Source organism: bacterium (assembly GCA_016708025.1).
In the GTDB taxonomy this organism is placed as follows: Bacteria; Zixibacteria; MSB-5A5; order GN15; family FEB-12; genus FEB-12.
The window spans coordinates 966,613-982,452 of the sequence record JADJGQ010000001.1 but is presented as its reverse complement, the minus strand read 5'-3'; the positions used below and the strand labels follow the sequence as shown (position 1 = coordinate 982,452).

General features: G+C 53.2%; 14 protein-coding genes. 5 read left to right on the top strand and 9 right to left on the bottom strand.

The genetic code is table 11. From position 1 onward, the window contains the following. Nucleotides 1–279 precede the first annotated feature (279 nt). The 7 genes from IPH75_04345 to IPH75_04315 form a co-directional block, all read right to left on the bottom strand. On the bottom strand, nucleotides 280–1,212 hold the full coding sequence (locus IPH75_04345; GenBank protein MBK7141294.1) for a hypothetical protein: 933 nt from the start codon (nucleotides 1,210–1,212) through the stop codon (nucleotides 280–282). Nucleotides 1,213–1,289: 77 nt separating this feature from the next. Beyond that, nucleotides 1,290–1,700 carry a DoxX family protein gene (locus IPH75_04340; GenBank protein MBK7141293.1) on the bottom strand — a complete coding sequence of 137 codons (411 nt, stop codon included), beginning with the start codon at nucleotides 1,698–1,700 and terminating at the stop codon, nucleotides 1,290–1,292. An 8-nt stretch (nucleotides 1,701–1,708) separates the two neighbouring features. Beyond that, on the bottom strand, nucleotides 1,709–2,194 hold the full coding sequence (locus tag IPH75_04335; protein ID MBK7141292.1) for an SRPBCC family protein: 486 nt from the start codon (nucleotides 2,192–2,194) through the stop codon (nucleotides 1,709–1,711). Between the two features lie 82 nt (nucleotides 2,195–2,276). Next, nucleotides 2,277–2,783 (bottom strand): SRPBCC domain-containing protein, encoded by a 507-nt coding sequence (locus tag IPH75_04330; GenBank protein ID MBK7141291.1) that lies wholly within the window; start codon nucleotides 2,781–2,783, stop codon nucleotides 2,277–2,279. Next, on the bottom strand, nucleotides 2,752–3,177 hold the full coding sequence (locus IPH75_04325; protein ID MBK7141290.1) for a helix-turn-helix transcriptional regulator: 426 nt from the start codon (nucleotides 3,175–3,177) through the stop codon (nucleotides 2,752–2,754). The genes IPH75_04330 and IPH75_04325 overlap by 32 nt, the downstream gene beginning before the upstream one ends. A gap of 155 nt (nucleotides 3,178–3,332) precedes the next feature. Further along, complete coding sequence (locus tag IPH75_04320; protein MBK7141289.1) at nucleotides 3,333–3,905, bottom strand: superoxide dismutase family protein; 573 nt, start codon at nucleotides 3,903–3,905, stop codon at nucleotides 3,333–3,335. Nucleotides 3,906–4,020: 115 nt separating this feature from the next. Further along, nucleotides 4,021–4,494, bottom strand: a complete 474-nt coding sequence (locus IPH75_04315; protein MBK7141288.1) for a hypothetical protein — start codon at nucleotides 4,492–4,494, stop codon at nucleotides 4,021–4,023. A gap of 239 nt (nucleotides 4,495–4,733) precedes the next feature. Here IPH75_04315 and IPH75_04310 point away from each other — a divergent pair, with 239 nt between their 5' ends. The 5 genes from IPH75_04310 to IPH75_04290 all read left to right on the top strand — a co-directional run bounded on the left by IPH75_04310 (nucleotide 4,734) and on the right by IPH75_04290 (nucleotide 13,838). Beyond that, nucleotides 4,734–5,831 (top strand): hypothetical protein, encoded by a 1,098-nt coding sequence (locus IPH75_04310; GenBank protein MBK7141287.1) that lies wholly within the window; start codon nucleotides 4,734–4,736, stop codon nucleotides 5,829–5,831. Further along, nucleotides 5,822–7,183: a sigma-54-dependent Fis family transcriptional regulator gene (locus IPH75_04305; protein ID MBK7141286.1), complete on the top strand. Its 1,362-nt coding sequence runs from the start codon at nucleotides 5,822–5,824 to the stop codon at nucleotides 7,181–7,183. The genes IPH75_04310 and IPH75_04305 overlap by 10 nt, the downstream gene beginning before the upstream one ends. A gap of 184 nt (nucleotides 7,184–7,367) precedes the next feature. Next, the gene (locus IPH75_04300; GenBank protein MBK7141285.1) at nucleotides 7,368–8,672 is read left to right on the top strand and encodes a TolC family protein; all 1,305 of its coding nucleotides are present in this window, start codon (nucleotides 7,368–7,370) and stop codon (nucleotides 8,670–8,672) included. Between the two features lie 13 nt (nucleotides 8,673–8,685). Then, complete coding sequence (locus IPH75_04295) at nucleotides 8,686–10,293, top strand: efflux RND transporter periplasmic adaptor subunit (GenBank protein ID MBK7141284.1); 1,608 nt, start codon at nucleotides 8,686–8,688, stop codon at nucleotides 10,291–10,293. Between the two features lie 2 nt (nucleotides 10,294–10,295). Continuing rightward, nucleotides 10,296–13,838 carry an efflux RND transporter permease subunit gene (locus tag IPH75_04290; protein MBK7141283.1) on the top strand — a complete coding sequence of 1,181 codons (3,543 nt, stop codon included), beginning with the start codon at nucleotides 10,296–10,298 and terminating at the stop codon, nucleotides 13,836–13,838. On the opposite strand, the gene IPH75_04285 is transcribed toward IPH75_04290, so the two are convergent. Together IPH75_04285 and IPH75_04280 are read right to left on the bottom strand one after the other, a co-directional pair. Beyond that, a complete protein-coding gene (locus IPH75_04285) occupies nucleotides 13,833–15,218 on the bottom strand; it encodes an MBL fold metallo-hydrolase (protein ID MBK7141282.1) in 1,386 nt (461 codons plus the stop codon). The two genes, IPH75_04290 and IPH75_04285, sit on opposite strands and share 6 nt — an antisense overlap. A gap of 59 nt (nucleotides 15,219–15,277) precedes the next feature. Continuing rightward, nucleotides 15,278–15,757: an SRPBCC family protein gene (locus tag IPH75_04280; GenBank protein MBK7141281.1), complete on the bottom strand. Its 480-nt coding sequence runs from the start codon at nucleotides 15,755–15,757 to the stop codon at nucleotides 15,278–15,280. Nucleotides 15,758–15,840 lie beyond the last annotated feature (83 nt).

Below are 15,840 nucleotides of genomic sequence, written 5' to 3'. Positions count from 1 at the left end.
CGGCGATCGTATGAATAAACGCAATCGATGCTGCGGTCAGTGTCAGAAGATAGATATCCTGTCCCGTACGACGCTCCTCTCGGTTGCCTAAAGCAGACTAACTGCCGATAATATAGTCCATTTGATGGAGTAAGAAGCGATAAAGAATCGCACATATTCGAATTTTCGAGAGTCTCTGGCGCCTGAGTGGCGAATATTATTCGGACTAATCTCCGACGGGTGAATGGGCCCTTGAAGTTAAGAGCGGTGTGACCGCTAGACTAGCATCAACCGATAGACTCAATTCATTTCCCTGACCGGACCTCCGCAGTTCCAGGCAAGAATCGATATAGGGTGTACACCCGCAATGAGTGACACCCAATGTGCCGCTTTGGACCAAAAAACATCCTCCTCCATACTGCCGTCAGAACGGTAATAGTTCTCACAATGCTCAGAGATCATTACCAAGACTCCAGCCGACTCAATCATCACGCAGGGAGGGGATTTTGCGTAGCTATTTGGACCTCCCACCAATGGGAGCCGGATTCCCTTTGAGTCGAGTACTGCAGCTGCCAATGAGCTAATAGTCGATTGGGAGTCTGCTGTAACAATGTCGATTTGTACTCGATCATATAATGAGCCCTCAAAGCCCTTCACCGCTAAGCCATCCCGCGACCGGAAGTTCAACCTTCTGTGGTTGCCCACGCCATTCTCTGAATTTTGTTCCACAATCCAAGCCATCTGGTCCTCCATAATTGTCGAATCGACCATTACAAAGTCCTTCATGAGATCAGCCGCGAATGCATCAGGGAAGTAGCGGGAAATCAATTCACGTTCAATTACGAAGATGAGGCTGTCGACAAGAAGCCCAACAGACACCAACTGTTCAGTACCCAGTGTCAATTCATCACGATCAACTGTGTCCACAGCCATTTTTCGAGAACACATGGATTCGTATGTGGTTTTTATCTCCAGCGGAATATTGCCAACTTCATGGCGTCGTCTACAAATGAGGTCCGTCACCTCTTGCGGAATATCACCGAAGAGATGGAAGCAGTACCAATATGCTGTCAGATAATCGCCTTTGCCAAAAAGTGCAGAGGCCGTCGATAGTGAGTCACGCGAGGAACTCGGAACAGTGCTGGCGTCTATGGCTTGCCCTTGCACTTCGTCACTTCGGATTGTAGCCATAAAGACAAAGACTGTGGAAATTACCAGTAGGACGCGATTCACTATTTGCTCCTAGTCCAATGAACAAACTATTCATAAGGCATACAAGAATTCAGAACAATACAAAACTGCATCTACCTCTATTGAACTCTCCCCCGCCAACCATCCACGCTGAACTTCCCTGGGCCGACCATGGAATAATAGAGCCAGAGGAAACAGAAGAGCACTGCCGGGGAGCCATTGTTTACCACTGTCCAGAAACTGGTCGGAAAATGAAACTGGAAATAGGCGACCGCCATCATCCCCGAAAGAATGAACGCCACTGGCCGGGTGAACAGTCCGATCAGGATAAGGAATCCGCCGACTATTTCGAGTGTCGCACCGATCCCCATCTGCGACATCAGCTCGACGGTCCCTCCACCCGGCATCGCTTTTGGCCAGCCGAACATTTTCATCGTCCCGGACTGCATAAACATGAATGCCGCTATGATTCGCATGATACCTAATAAGTAGGGAGCATACCCTCTCCACTGTGCTGCAAATTTTGACATGAATCTCCTTATTTTGTGCCGATGAACGCGGCCAGTCGTCCCAGATGTTGCAGGAGTCCTTCGACCGCGCCATATTCTTCCGCTACTTTGTTGCGCTCTTCAGCGGTTGGGAAGACCATCAACATCGAGAGCTTTGTCTTGCCATCAACCTCTTCGAATAGAACGGTCGCTTTGAAGTGGTGATCGCTCTCATCCGTGTCTCCGTGGTGATCGTATTCCAGCCGCTCGTTCTCTACAACCTTGCGGAAGGTGATCTTGTTCGGATAATCTCTGCCGTCCGGCCCGTGCATAGTCAACCGGAAGACCCCGCCCGGGCGGACATCCATTTCATGGATCGTGTTGGTGAAGCCATTGGGTCCCCACCATTGGGCAACCTGTTTCGGGTCGGTCCAGGCTTCATAGACGAGCTTTCGGGGTGCGTTGATTATCCGCACGGCAAACATCTCGCGGTCGGAGGGTGGCGGCAATGTCGCCGAGCGTTCGACATCTATCATTTTAGCACTCCTTATTTGCCCGGATTTCAATAGATGTGACTGGTTCGGCCAAGCGAACCTGACATCTCTTATACAATGTAGCTTAGTGGCTCGATTGCACGATAGCGGCCAGCTTGTCGAAGAACTGGTTCCAGCCGGAAGTCGTCATTTCGCCCATCTCACCAGCGGGCATACCGAGGTGAGTCAGCGTCATGATAGTTTTGCCGTTCTCTTCCCTGAACTCGATAGTGATCAGCAGCACTTCGGGGATCTCCTCCTTCATGCCGTAATGCGAGGCCGAAACAACATTTCCTTTTTCATCGGCGAAACTATCAGTGCAAACGATCTTGCTCATCGGGATGATCTCTTTATATACGCCGGTCGACCAGCATTCCTGACCTTCGGCAGACCGCATGCAAAAATGATATTTGCCACCAACGCGGAAGTCGAGCTTGATGACCGGCGCGGTCCATCCCTTCGGGCTCCACCATTGCGCAAGCATGGCCGGGTCTGACCAGGCTTTCCAGACCATGGCGAGCGGCGCATCAAATGTCCGTACGATGACCAGCTTAGGCTCGCTAGTGCTCATTTTTCTGCTTTCTTCTGGCATTATTGTTTCCCTTCGAACGTCCGCGGCTGGGCCGCTTGCTCTTATTGCTTACCCGGGTCACTGTTTTCTGTTCGTTCTGCATTTCCCGAAGAAAGACTTCCAGCCGGTCGAAGCTCTCTTCCCAGAAGCGGCGGTAATGCTCCAACCATGTGGCCGCCAGCTTGAGACCATCCGCTTTGAGTCGACAAGGACGATACTGGGCATCGCGACCGCGCTCAATAAGCCCAGCACGCTCCAAAACTTTGAGATGTTTGGAGATCGCCGGAAGGCTCATGTCAAAGGGGCTGGCCAGGGTTTGCACGTTGGCATCCCCTTTGGCCAGAGAGGCGAGGATCGCCCGGCGGGTCGGGTCGGCCAGGGCGGAGAAGGTGCTGGAGAGCTGGTCTGTCTGCATATCGTATTCTACCGTTCAGTTAATTAGCCTACTGGTTAAATACAATACTATCGCGGACGCGTCAAGTCTATTTTGGAGTAAGAGCAAGAAAGGTGATTGATTTTGGTAGCAAGGCCGAGGAAACGTCCTCGACCTTGTAGGAAATATCTGTCCGACTACGAGTTGTCTTGTTCGATCACGCCGCAGGCGACACGTGCCCCCGAATTGCCGGTCGGCTGGGTAGTGAGGTCATCCTCGGCGGCATGAATGATCACCGCTCGCCCAATGACCGTATTGGGGCCCTGCAATCGCATGACGGCATCAAGGTATTCCATGTGCGCGACACCACTGGAATCAGCCTCAAGATTCCCCATATCTCCGGCGTGGCGATCAGAGACGTGTGGCCCGCTGTGCGGCATGGAATCCGGATTGTAGTGGCCGCCCGCGGAGGTAGCATCAGGAGCGCTGCAGTCTCCCTTTTCGTGAATGTGCCATCCATGTTTGCCGGGAGTCAATCCGGTGACATGAGCAACCACGCGAACACCGTCCGCCTCCTGAGTATAGGTGACCGTACCGGACACCTGGTTACCCTCCGTGGGCGATAAGTGAGCGATGGCTCTGAGTCCCGGAGCCATGGTCTGTTCAGCATGCGTGTCTGCGTGCGTTTCGGCCTGCTTCTCCCCTTTGCAGCCACCCAGGCAAAACAGCCCCAATGCCGCGCACGCGATCACCATTCCTGTTCGCTTCATCCCTGTCATACATTCCTCTCCTCTTTTCAGTGATCGATCCTCTGATTCGCAGAAAATGATAAGGCTGCCAGTTAAGCAGCCTTTCATGATTAAACAAGCGAGCGGGGAAAATGGTTCAATGCGAGTGGCCGGATTCGGCCTTTTTCTCGGGAGACGGTTTGGCGCTTTTCTCTTCGCCCTGCGCAGTCAGAAGGGCAAGGTACTTCGCCGGCTCTTTGAAGAAGAGATCGCGTGCTGCCGTGTCAGCAAAATAGATACGTCTTCCTTCATAGTTAGTGACGACGTTTTTATCGATCGGCTTCCCGGTGACCGGACAGGCAGACTGAATATTCTCAAAGACTATCCCTTTTTCGAGCGCCTTCTTGAAGTACTTGTCTGGGTCAGCAACCAACTTTTCCTGACATCCCGGACAGCAATGATACACACGTTGACCCTGAATATCGGTGAACACGGTCGAATCGATCTTACCCCCCATCACCGGGCAGTGGGTCTGCGATTTGAACTCGCGTGGCGCGACTTTTTCCTCGGCCTGTAGGGTCCCCTGACCCAAGGCGATTACAGCAACAATGGCCAAAAGAGCTTGCTTCATTCCGACTCCTTGTCTCGAATACATGTTCTGAATGGTAAGCATACAAACCGGATGCCGGAAGAAGTAATTCGGCAGGCTCTTGTTAGAGTGTGACTTACGCCTATCGACAACGGGGCTCCTCCCCTAATCTAACAGAATATTCTTGATTACTGTAGAATATTCTCCAATCATCCCAAGAGATGCCGATTTATGACTATGGGCCCTGAGCCCGGCAAAACAGAAAACCTTAGCAAGAGAATATGGCAGTTAACTCACGAATGATCCAGAGCAACCGGATCAAGATATTCGTCTTGATCGGACTTACCTCGCTCACGGTGGCCATCCATTATGGATGGGTACTGGAGAATTTGTTTGGTCACAGCGAGTGGGTGCATGCGTTGCACAGCCGTTTCTGTTATCTGCCGATCATGGTTGCGGCCGCCTGGTTTGGTCTGCGCGGTGGAGTGATAGCGGCGACCGTGATTTCGGTCGCCATCATGCCATACCTTTTTGGAGCCGTGGCGACCAATGCCAATCATATGACCTCACTCTCACAGGAGTTGATCGAGATCTTTTTCTATTACACGATCGGAATTCTCATTGGATTGTTGGTCGATCGGGAGATCCTGATCCGCAAGCGACAGGAGCGCACTCAGCTTGAGCTGGAACGTTCGCACCGACTCTCCCTCGTCGGCCAGATGGCCGCTGGTGTCGCGCACGAGATCAAGAATCCGCTGGCATCGATCAAAGGGGCAGTTGAGATCCTGAGCGAGGAGAGTACCGCGAGCAGTGATCGCGAAGAATTCAAGCAGATAGTTGTGGGAGAGATCAAACGGATCGATGGCACCATTCAGGAGTTTCTCGAATTCGCGCGCCCGAAAGAGACGCGGCTGGTCCCGCTCAATCTTTCAAATTCACTTCAGGCAAGCCTTCGCCAGACAGAACGGCAGATCAAAGAGGCCGGCCTGACAGTCAGAACAGCTATCGCTCCCGATATTTGGATAAAGGGAGATCAGGAGAAAATACATCAGGTCGTGCTCAATCTGTTACTGAATGCGATCGAAGCATCATCGGCGGGGTCCTCCATCGAGGTTTCGCTCTCCGAATCAGCAGATTCAGGCGCAAGCTTGACGATCCGGGATCATGGTCATGGAATCGAACCAGCATCCCGCGCACGAATCTTCGAGCCGTTTTACACCACCAAAGCATCGGGAACCGGACTTGGACTGGCGATTGTTCGGTCTATCATCGACGCTCATGGCGGGACGATAGAGTTGGCATTTCCGGAAGATGGCGGAGTCGAGCTTTTGCTCTCTTTCCCCTCCATCACCGTAAGCAGGGAGGCAACATGGCGGTGAAGATATTGCTGGTCGACGACGATGCCGCATTGCGTCGTATCCTGCAGTTCAAGCTGACGCAACATGGATTCGAGGTAACCCCCGCCGCCAATGGCGAGGAAGCGCTCTCGCTACTGAGAAGCAATCGTTTTGAATTGATCCTCTCGGACATGAAGATGCCCAAGGTCACCGGGATCGAGCTCCTGGAGCAGTCGAAGAAACTGCAGCCGGAAATACATGTGATCCTAATGACCGCCTTTGCGGCGGTCCCCCAGGCTGTTCAGGCGGTCAAATTGGGTGCGTTTGACTATCTGACCAAACCATTTGAGGATGAACAATTATTCACGGCCATCGACAAGGCGCTTAAGTTCCGACGGCTAGAAGACGAGAACCGCCAACTGCGTGAGCAATTGCGGATCGGATCAGCCAATCGAGAGATGGTCGGTATATCGAGCGCCTTTCGCGACTTGACTGCGCTGATCGAAAAGATCGCGCCTACCGATGCTACCATTTTGATTTCCGGCGAATCCGGGACCGGTAAAGAGCTGGTCGCACGGTCGATCCACCGAAAGAGCAATCGCGCGCACGCGCCATTTCTCGCGATCAACTGTGCTTCCATACCGCGCGAGCTAATCGAGTCCGAACTGTTTGGTCATGTGAAGGGTGCCTTTACCGGCGCGGTGAAGGACAAAAAGGGTAAATTTGAGCTCGCCGAGGGTGGTACGCTCCTTCTCGACGAGATCAGCGAACTCCCCTTCGAGTTGCAGGCCAAGTTGCTTCGCGTGATTCAGGAGCGAGTACTTGAACCGGTCGGCTCAGAGCAGCGGATAGTGATCGATGTCCGATTACTGGCGGCCTCGAATGTTGATCTGGCCGAGCGGGTGACCGCGGGGACATTTCGCGAAGATCTGTTCTATCGCTTGAATGTGATTCCGCTGCGTGTCCCTGCTCTTCGTGAAAGAGCCGATGATATCGCCCTTCTGGTCAAGGAGTTCCTCCAGCGATTTTCCCCCGGTGCGGCGTTGACTGTCGACAAAGCGTTGATGCAGGCTCTTCTGCGACATCCATGGCCCGGTAACATCCGTGAACTCGAGAATTTGATCGAACGAATGGTGATCCTCCGGTCGGCAGATACGCTGACTCTTGGTGATCTCCCAAATGACTTTGGAAAGTCGTTTTTGCGTGCTGATGCAACGGAAACAATGACGGGAGGTGAGAGTCTTTCGTTCCATGAATCCGAGAAACGACTGATTATCAACGCACTTGAAAAGTTCGCCTGGAACAAATCCCGGGCCGCGGATTATCTCCAGATTCCACGACATGTGCTGATCTATCGGATGAAGAAGTACCAGCTCTCGGAAAAGCGGGACTGAGCGGAAACTTGATCCCACTCGAGACTATTCTTCATTAGTGCTGAATCTTCTCTATTGACCAAAGCGCATCTCGCTATCGTCACCTCATCAACTCATTGATAGCCTGCCTGTTAGGGCGTCCACGGGAAGTGGCATCCGCCTTGCTTTGCGGTACGGCACTATGTATGTGGCGAACTCAATCAGATTGAAGCTCACGAGGCTCCTGATAGCCCTGTTATTGGCTTTTGCTTTTGGCTCGTCTGCGCGTTCGTCAGACAGCCTCTCAATCGACCAAGTTGTCAATCAGGTTACACTTGCCAACAAGCGAGCCGAGACGGCCAAATTCATGGAAAGCTCCTCCTCCGAATCTGCCAGCGCTACCGGCCGATGGCCTGATCCCATGCTGATGGTCGGGATCCAGAATACACCCAGAAGTTTTGATCTGGATATGGATCCAATGACGATGCGAGTGATCGGGCTTTCACAGGAGATACCGTATTCGGGTTCCCGCACACTGCTTCGGAGGGCGGCTATCGTAACCGCGCAAGAATCCGCCAGCGACCGAAAGACAATTCAGCGGGAACTGGCCCTTGCGGCCCGACTTGCGTTTATCGATCTCTATTTCAAGCGAGAGCTGATGGCAGAGTTACTGCAACAGCAACTGATTCTTCGCCAGATCGAGCAGTCCACGGCGGTCAGCGTAGAGTCAGGCAGAGCAAGCCGCGATCAACTTATCTCCGCTCAAAGCGACCTCTGGCGAATTGAATCATCAATTATCTCCCTGGAGCAGGAGATCGAGGCCGCGAGGCTTAGACTGAATTCGCTTCGCGCTGAGTCTGCCGATGCCGCGGTTGAGCTCACTGCGCCGGAGAGTGGATTGGAGCTAGCTAGAGAACTTGATGTTTGGATCGAGGATGCTCGAACCAACTATCCCCCGCTGGAGAAACTCCGGTTTGGTGCAGAGAGATACCGGATCGAAGCCTCCGCCGCGAATCGGATGAGTTGGCCAATGCTGTCACTAAGTGCCGAATACGGAATACGCACCGGGCGAGAGACCGATCTGCATGGCGAGCCAGGAGAAGAACGAGAAGATATGCTTAGCTTTTCGGCCTCCATCTCTCTTCCTATCTTCTCTCGCGGCACCCAGAAGGGGATGGCACGGTCGATGCAGGCGATGAGTGCCGGCAGGTCGGCCGAGGCCGAACAGATGTGGAGAGACGTAGAATCGGCACTTCGATCCCTTCACCAGCGACTTGGGCGAATCGACCGGTCAATTGCTCTCTACCAGGAGAAGATTATCCCGGCATCAGAAGAAATCACCAAATCACTGCTGACAGGATACGAAGCAAACCGTGTATCGTTGCCGGAAGTGCTGCAATCACAGATAAGTTTCCACGCCGACAGAATGACCCTGATCAATTTGCTCTCAGAGAAAGCGCGTACCAGCGCTGAGGTTCTGCAATATACTGACGAGTCACCCCATCGGAGTGACCCTGAAGAAAAACAATGACCAAGGACAGTTTATGAGTGAACATACCGACCTCTATGAAGAGGAACCGATGCCGGAAGGCTCGGAGCAGGCGCCACCGTTGACGCACACTATGGGAATAGTGCGATGGTGCATCCTTGGAGGAATGACGCTTCTTGCCGTGATTATGCTCGCCGGGTATTTCGGGCTGGCTCCCTGGACCGCCACAACGGACGCATCCACGCAATACCATTGCCCGATGCATCCAACCTACATAGCGAATCAGCCCGGCGATTGCCCGATCTGCGGGATGAGCCTCGTACCGATCGGCGCGAAAGTCGACACCGACAGTGCGATCGCTTCGGAGCATGGTGGCGAGCTTGGCAAGGTCTCGGTCGCAAAGCCAGGGCAATACTACTGTCCCATGTGCACTGAGGTGGCTTCAGATACCGAGGGGCGTTGCCCCACTTGCGGTATGTTTCTTGAAAAATTCGAACCGGGCATGAAATTCAGTTGCGAGATGCATCCCGAGGTACTCCTTGACCGTCCAGGTGACTGCCCGAAGTGCGGGATGGATCTCATGCCCGTGTCCAACGATGATAACCCGAATTCCGAGATGTCCGCTCACGACGCGGCCGTTCCCGGCTTGGTAGCAGTCACTCTTGAGCCTCAGCGACTGCAATTGATCGGACTTCGTACCGGTAAGGCCGAACGTGTACCATTCTCAAGCTCGACACGCTTGCTCGGGTACATTGTGGCCGACGAGACCAAAACAAAGAATCTCTCGGTACGGACCTCCGGCTGGGTCAGGGAACTACAAGCAAACCAGACAGGTCAGACTATTCATAAAGGGGACCCTCTGCTGACAATCTACAGCGAGGAGATACTTCAGGCCGCACAAGAATATAAGCTCGCCCGACTTGACAGTACCTCTGATGATGTCTCCAAGCAGCCGCTGTTATCCGCATCGCGAAATCGGTTGATCAACCTTGGATTATCGGAGAAAGAGATATCGGCAATCGAATCAACCGATTCGGATCCATCAATAGTCTCGCTCTACTCACCGGTTACCGGGATCATTCTCAATCGCAACGTCCTGGCCGGCCAATATGTGACACCATCAGACAACCTCCTGACAGTCGCGGACATTCGCACAATTTGGGTGGTCGCCGATGTCTACGAGTCTGACCTGACTGCAATTCGGAAGGGGCAGACCGCGGCAATGTCTACCTCCGCGTATCCCGGACGCGAATTCGCGGGAACGGTCTCTTTTGTATATCCGACTATCTCCTCCGACACGCGAACTGCCAAAGTGAGGATCTCGTTCGACAACTCGGACCTGCTCCTGAAGCCGGGGATGTATGCCGAGGTTTCACTACAGTCAGAGAGCAGTACCCCTCTGTCAATCCCTCGAGAGGCTCTCCTCGACGGTGGCGAGATGGCCTATGTTTTCGTCGTCACCCACGGGAATCAGTTTTCACCGCGCAAGGTAATCACCGGGCGACGTACTACAGAACGGATCGAGATAACTTCCGGGCTGAACGAGAATGAGATCGTCGTCACCAGCGCCAATTTCCTGATCGATTCAGAAAGTCGACTCCAGGCGGCAATCTCCGGCATGGGTGCCACACAAGAAAGCCAACATCAAGGACATGGGAAATAACCATGATCCGTGGCATTATTGATTTCTCCGCCCGCAATCGACTGGTGATCCTGATCGGCCTGCTTTTTGCCATGGCCGGTGCCTGGTATTCGATCGCCAATATTCCGCTCGATGCTATCCCGGATCTGTCGGATGTCCAGGTCATCCTGTACACCGAGTGGATGGGGCGCAGCCCGGATCTGATTGAAGATCAGGTGACCTACCCGATCGTCACTTCCCTCCTTTCGGCACCGGGGGTAGCCGCAGTGCGCGGCTATTCGATGTATGGAATGTCGTTTGTGTATGTCATTTTTGACGAAGGAACAGATATCTACTGGGCGCGAAGTCGCGTCCTTGAATATCTACAACAGATCCAGGGGAAACTTCCATCCAACGTGACTCCGACACTCGGCCCCGATGCTTCCTCGGTTGGCTGGGTTTACCAATACGTTCTTGTCGATTCCACAAACAGCCACGACCTGGCGGAATTGCGCACGTACCAGGACTTCAACCTTCGCTATGCACTCTCCTCAGTACCGGGAGTTGCAGAGGTCGCGTCTATCGGTGGTTTTCAACGGCAGTATCAGGTCGAGGTCGACCCGAACAACCTTCGCGCCTATGGACTGACCATCAACGATGTGGTACGCGCCATTCGCGGGTCCAACGCCGATGTCGGCGGAAGAGTAGTCGAACTGACTGAACGCGAATATTATGTCCGCGGTCGCGGGTACATTCAGGACCTTGACGCAATTCGCAAGATATCGCTGGGGACCAATCAGTCGGGCAGTCCGATCCTGTTGGGCAGGATCGCGGAGGTCTCTTTCGGCCCGGAGATTCGTCGCGGGGTCGGAGAATATAACGGGATCGGCGAAGCAGTTGGCGGGATAATCGTCATGCGGTATGGCGAAAACGCGCTGGATGTGATCGACCGCATAAAGGCGAAGATCGAAGAGATCAAACCTGGCCTTCCGGCCGGAGTTGAGATTCGGCCAGTTTATGACCGTTCAGGGCTCATCAATCGCGCTATCGAGACGCTGAAAGGGACTTTGATCGATGAGGGCATAGTCGTCGCTCTCGTGATCTTCCTCTTCCTGTTGCACTTTGGAAGTTCACTCGTCCCGATCATCACTCTGCCTATAGCGGTTGGCCTGGCCTTCATTCCAATGTACCTCCTCGGAATCAACTCCAATATTATGTCGCTGGGAGGAATCGCTATTGCCATTGGAGCGATGGTGGATGCGTCAATTGTCCTGGTAGAAAATGCGCACAAAAAGCTGGAGCGAGCCAAGTCGACTGTCCCGCGTATCGAAGTGATCATTCATGCCGCCAAAGAGGTCGGCCCGGCGATATTCTACTCCCTCCTCATCATCACTATCGCTTTCCTGCCGATCTTCGCACTAACCGGGCAGGCAGGGCGGCTCTTCTCCCCCCTAGCCTGGACCAAAACACTCGCTATGTTTTTTGCGGCAGTGACTGCGGTGACCGTTGCTCCGACACTAATGGTCACACTGCTCAGAGGAAAAATTCACTCGGAGGAAAATCACCCGGTCTCTCGCTTCTTGATCCGGCTCTACAAACCGTTTGTCTTTGTGGCTCTGCGTAATCCAAAGACCACGGTCGCTATCGGCATCATGGCAATTCTCTCGGCACTCCCGATGATCCCAAAGATCGGCTCGGAATTCATGCCGGCCCTCAACGAAGGGGACGTGCTCTACATGCCGACTACCTTTCCGAATATCTCGATCGAGGCCGCCAAGCAGTACATGCAGTATCAGGATCGCGTGATCAAACAGTTCCCTGAAGTTGTTTCGGTTTACGGCAAAGCGGGAAAAGCCGAAACCGCGACCGACCCCGCCCCCCTCAGCATGCTTGAGACTGTAGTTCAACTCAAACCGCCGGAGGAATGGCGCAAGATCGCGCAGGACAGATGGTACTCACATTCTGTTCCTGATTTTGCCAAGCCCCCCTTCCGTGCTCTGTGGCCCGAAGAGCGCCACATCACCTGGAAAGAACTGGTAGCGCAATTTGATTCCGCCATGCAGATGCCAGGCTGGACCAACGCCTGGACGATGCCGATCAAAACTCGCATCGATATGCTCTCAACCGGCATTCGCACACCTATTGGTGTCAAGATATTCGGCAATGACCTGAATGAGATCGAACGGATCGGTATGGAGCTGGAGCAATCCCTCTCCAAGATCGAAGGCACCCGCTCCGTCTTTTCAGACCGCAACACAGGCGGCTTTTATATTGACATTATTCCGAATCGGGATGCAATCGCCCGGTACGGCCTGACCATTCGAGATATCAATGACGTGATTGAAACTGCCATCGGTGGGATGCCAATCGAGATGACGGTCGAAGGTCGCAACCGCTTCAGTGTTAATGTTCGCTATCCCCGCGACCTACGGGATAACATCGACAAACTCAAACAGGTATTGGTCCCACTCCCAAAGGCAACTAAGGTAGACAACGGTGTAATGCCGAGCATGGGGCAACTTCCCACGAAAATGATTGCTCCCTCATCGTTCCAGCCATCCTCACCTCTGCTCGCCTCAACTGACCCAGCAATCGACTACCAAGTCTGGCAACAGATCGAACTTGCGCAAATGAACAGCATGCAATCCGGCAGTTCTACGATTCCCGGAGGGGCACCCTTACCCGGCGGATATGGCGGCATGTCCGGCAGATCAGGTATGCAGGCGCAACCGATGGGTAACCCAATGCCTCAGACGACTGCTTCTCCCTCATTCTCCCTTCCAGAAGGAGGTTCAGCGATCCCTCTGGGTCAGATTGCGGAAGTGAAGATCGTCAGCGGTCCACCTATGATCCGCGATGAGAACGGCATGCTGGTCGGATACGTCTACATAGACATGGACCCGGCGACGCGTGACATTGGCGGGTATGTTGACGAGGCCAAGCGCGTTGTTGCGAACGAAATCACCATCCCAACTGGCTACCACTTGACCTGGACCGGCCAGTACGAACTGCTCGAAGTGATGGCCAAGCGGATGCGGATCGTCATTCCGCTCACGATAATTCTCGTCGTGATACTTCTTTATCTCAATTTCAGGAATTTCACCGAAACGCTGATCGTTCTCTGTTCCGTCCCCTTTGCTCTGGTCGGATCTATCTGGCTGATGTACTTCCTCGGATACAACTACTCAACAGCCACCTTGGTCGGGATCATCGCATTGATAGGGCTGGCAACTGAGACAGGAATTGTGATGATCCTCTACCTGGACCAGGCATTCGAACGGCGCAAAGCCGCCGGGCTGATTCGCAATTTGGATGATATCATTTGGGCACATATGGAAGGAACCGTAATGCGCGTGCGGCCCAAACTGATGACAGTCGGGACAACCATGATCGGGCTGGTGCCGCTATTGTGGGCCGATGGAACAGGTGCAGATGTAATGAAGCGTATCGCCGCGCCAATGGTCGGCGGACTGATCAGCTCAACTTTCCTGACGCTCGAAATAATCCCCGTTATCTACACCTACTGGCGGCTCTGGCAGATCAAACGTGAACAGAAAAGCTCCGCGGTATCTGGCGCCGGATCATAATTCGACGGACTGATCAAGTTCTGCTATGAGCGTGGTCCATCCACGCTCTTTCTGTATATGCCCGGCCATCGCCTCGGCTTGATCAGGTTCACCGTGCGTGATGAAGGTTGTTTTTGGTGCCTTCTTGATTGGTTCGAGCCAGTGCATTATCTCGTGATAGTCGGCATGCCCCGACAGGCTTGAGACTACGACAATCTCGGCACGGACCTCAATAGGGATCTTGTGAATATAGACCTGGCGCTCACCATCGAGCAACTTTCGCCCAAGGGTCCCCTCCGCCATGAATCCGACTAGTGCTACAGTCGTTCCGGGATCTGGAAGGCGATTGATCATATGGTGCATGATACGTCCGCCGGTCAACATACCGCTCGATGAAATGATGATCGCGGGTCCGCGCAGATCATTCAGTTTCTTCGAAGATGCTCTGGTTCGATGCAGATGCACCCTCTTTCCGTTGAGGACAGAACCAAACTGGTCCAGCTTGTCGAGATCGATCGCGTGATATTCGTGATATTTCAGGTAGATGTCGGTGGCGCTAACGGCCATCGGAGAGTCTACATGAATATCGATTGGCTTGATTCGTTTGTGGCGCACCAGATCATCGACCAGATAGATCACTTGCTGAGTGCGCCCGATAGCGAAAGCCGGGATCACCAGCACTCGTTTTTCGGCTACGATCCGATCGAGCAGTTCATCGAACTGGAAATACGGGTCTTCGGCCGGATGCATACGCCCGCCATAAGTTGATTCGCACACCAGGTAATCACACTGTGGTGGCTCCTTGGGATTCTTCACCAACGGATTGCCGTATCTTCCGATATCTCCGGAAAAGAGTATCGAGACCTCTCGCCCGTTGTCATTCATGATAACTTCGACCGATCCCGCGCCTAAGAGGTGACCGACAATGTGATACCGGAATTTGAATTCTGGGCTGAATTCGATCCACTCGCCGAAATTGACATTCTCGAAGAGCTTGATGGCATCCTCCGCATCTTCCTCGTTGAAGAGCGGAAGTGCAGGCGCGTGACGAGTTTTCTGCTTTTTGTTGCGGTATTCCGCGTCTTCCATCTGCAGTTCGGCCGTGTCCATCAGCGAGATGCGCGCGATATCGGCTGTCGGCGGCGTACAAAAGACCGTGCCATTAAACCCGTCTTTGACCAGCCGCGGAAGGTATCCAATATGGTCAATATGTGCATGGGTCAGAATCACGGCGCTGACAGTGGACGGATCGAATGGAAGTCGGTTCCAGTTCCGTTCGCGAAGTTCATGTTTCCCCTGGAACATGCCGCAGTCGACCATGATCCGCTTGCCGTTGACATCGAGTAGATATTTTGAGCCGGTCACGGTTCCGGCGGCGCCATGAAAAGAAAGTTGTATCACCTTGACCCTTTCGCGAATAGCAATGGAAGGAATCTGCCATCTAATGTGACGAAACGCAATTACTGTTTTGAAGTCTGGATTGGGTGTCCAAACCGTTTTTGAAGCACCTGATACCGATATGCGAAGATATCGTTGAGTTTCCTCTTTACGAACAGGTGATAGGCTATCGTTCCGAGAAAACCGAAGGGCAACTTGAATGTGACGATGTCGGTTGCCTCAATTCCGGATTCTACTTGGCGAAAGTGATGTTGATGGTGCCAGAGAGCATACGGCCCTACGCGTTGTTCGTCGACAAAAAGTGTCGGCTCCTGCACCTGACTGATCTCTGTCACCCAGGTTACCGGAAGACCGAATAACGGCCGGACTCTATATCGTATGATCATACCGGGATAGATATGATGTGGCAGGTCATCCAGAATCTCAAACCCAAGCCACTCCGGGGTGATCACCTTCAGGTTGCGCGGGTCGGAGAAAAATCGCCATCCTTCCGGAAGTGATATCGGTAACGTTTGGGTTCGCGTAAGTTGATATGTTGCCATCTTCTGTCAAATGTCCTGCATGCTTTTCGTTTTCTCAGGTCTCTGCTGTCTAACCGTTCAATCCTCACTCCAGTTCAAAAGGT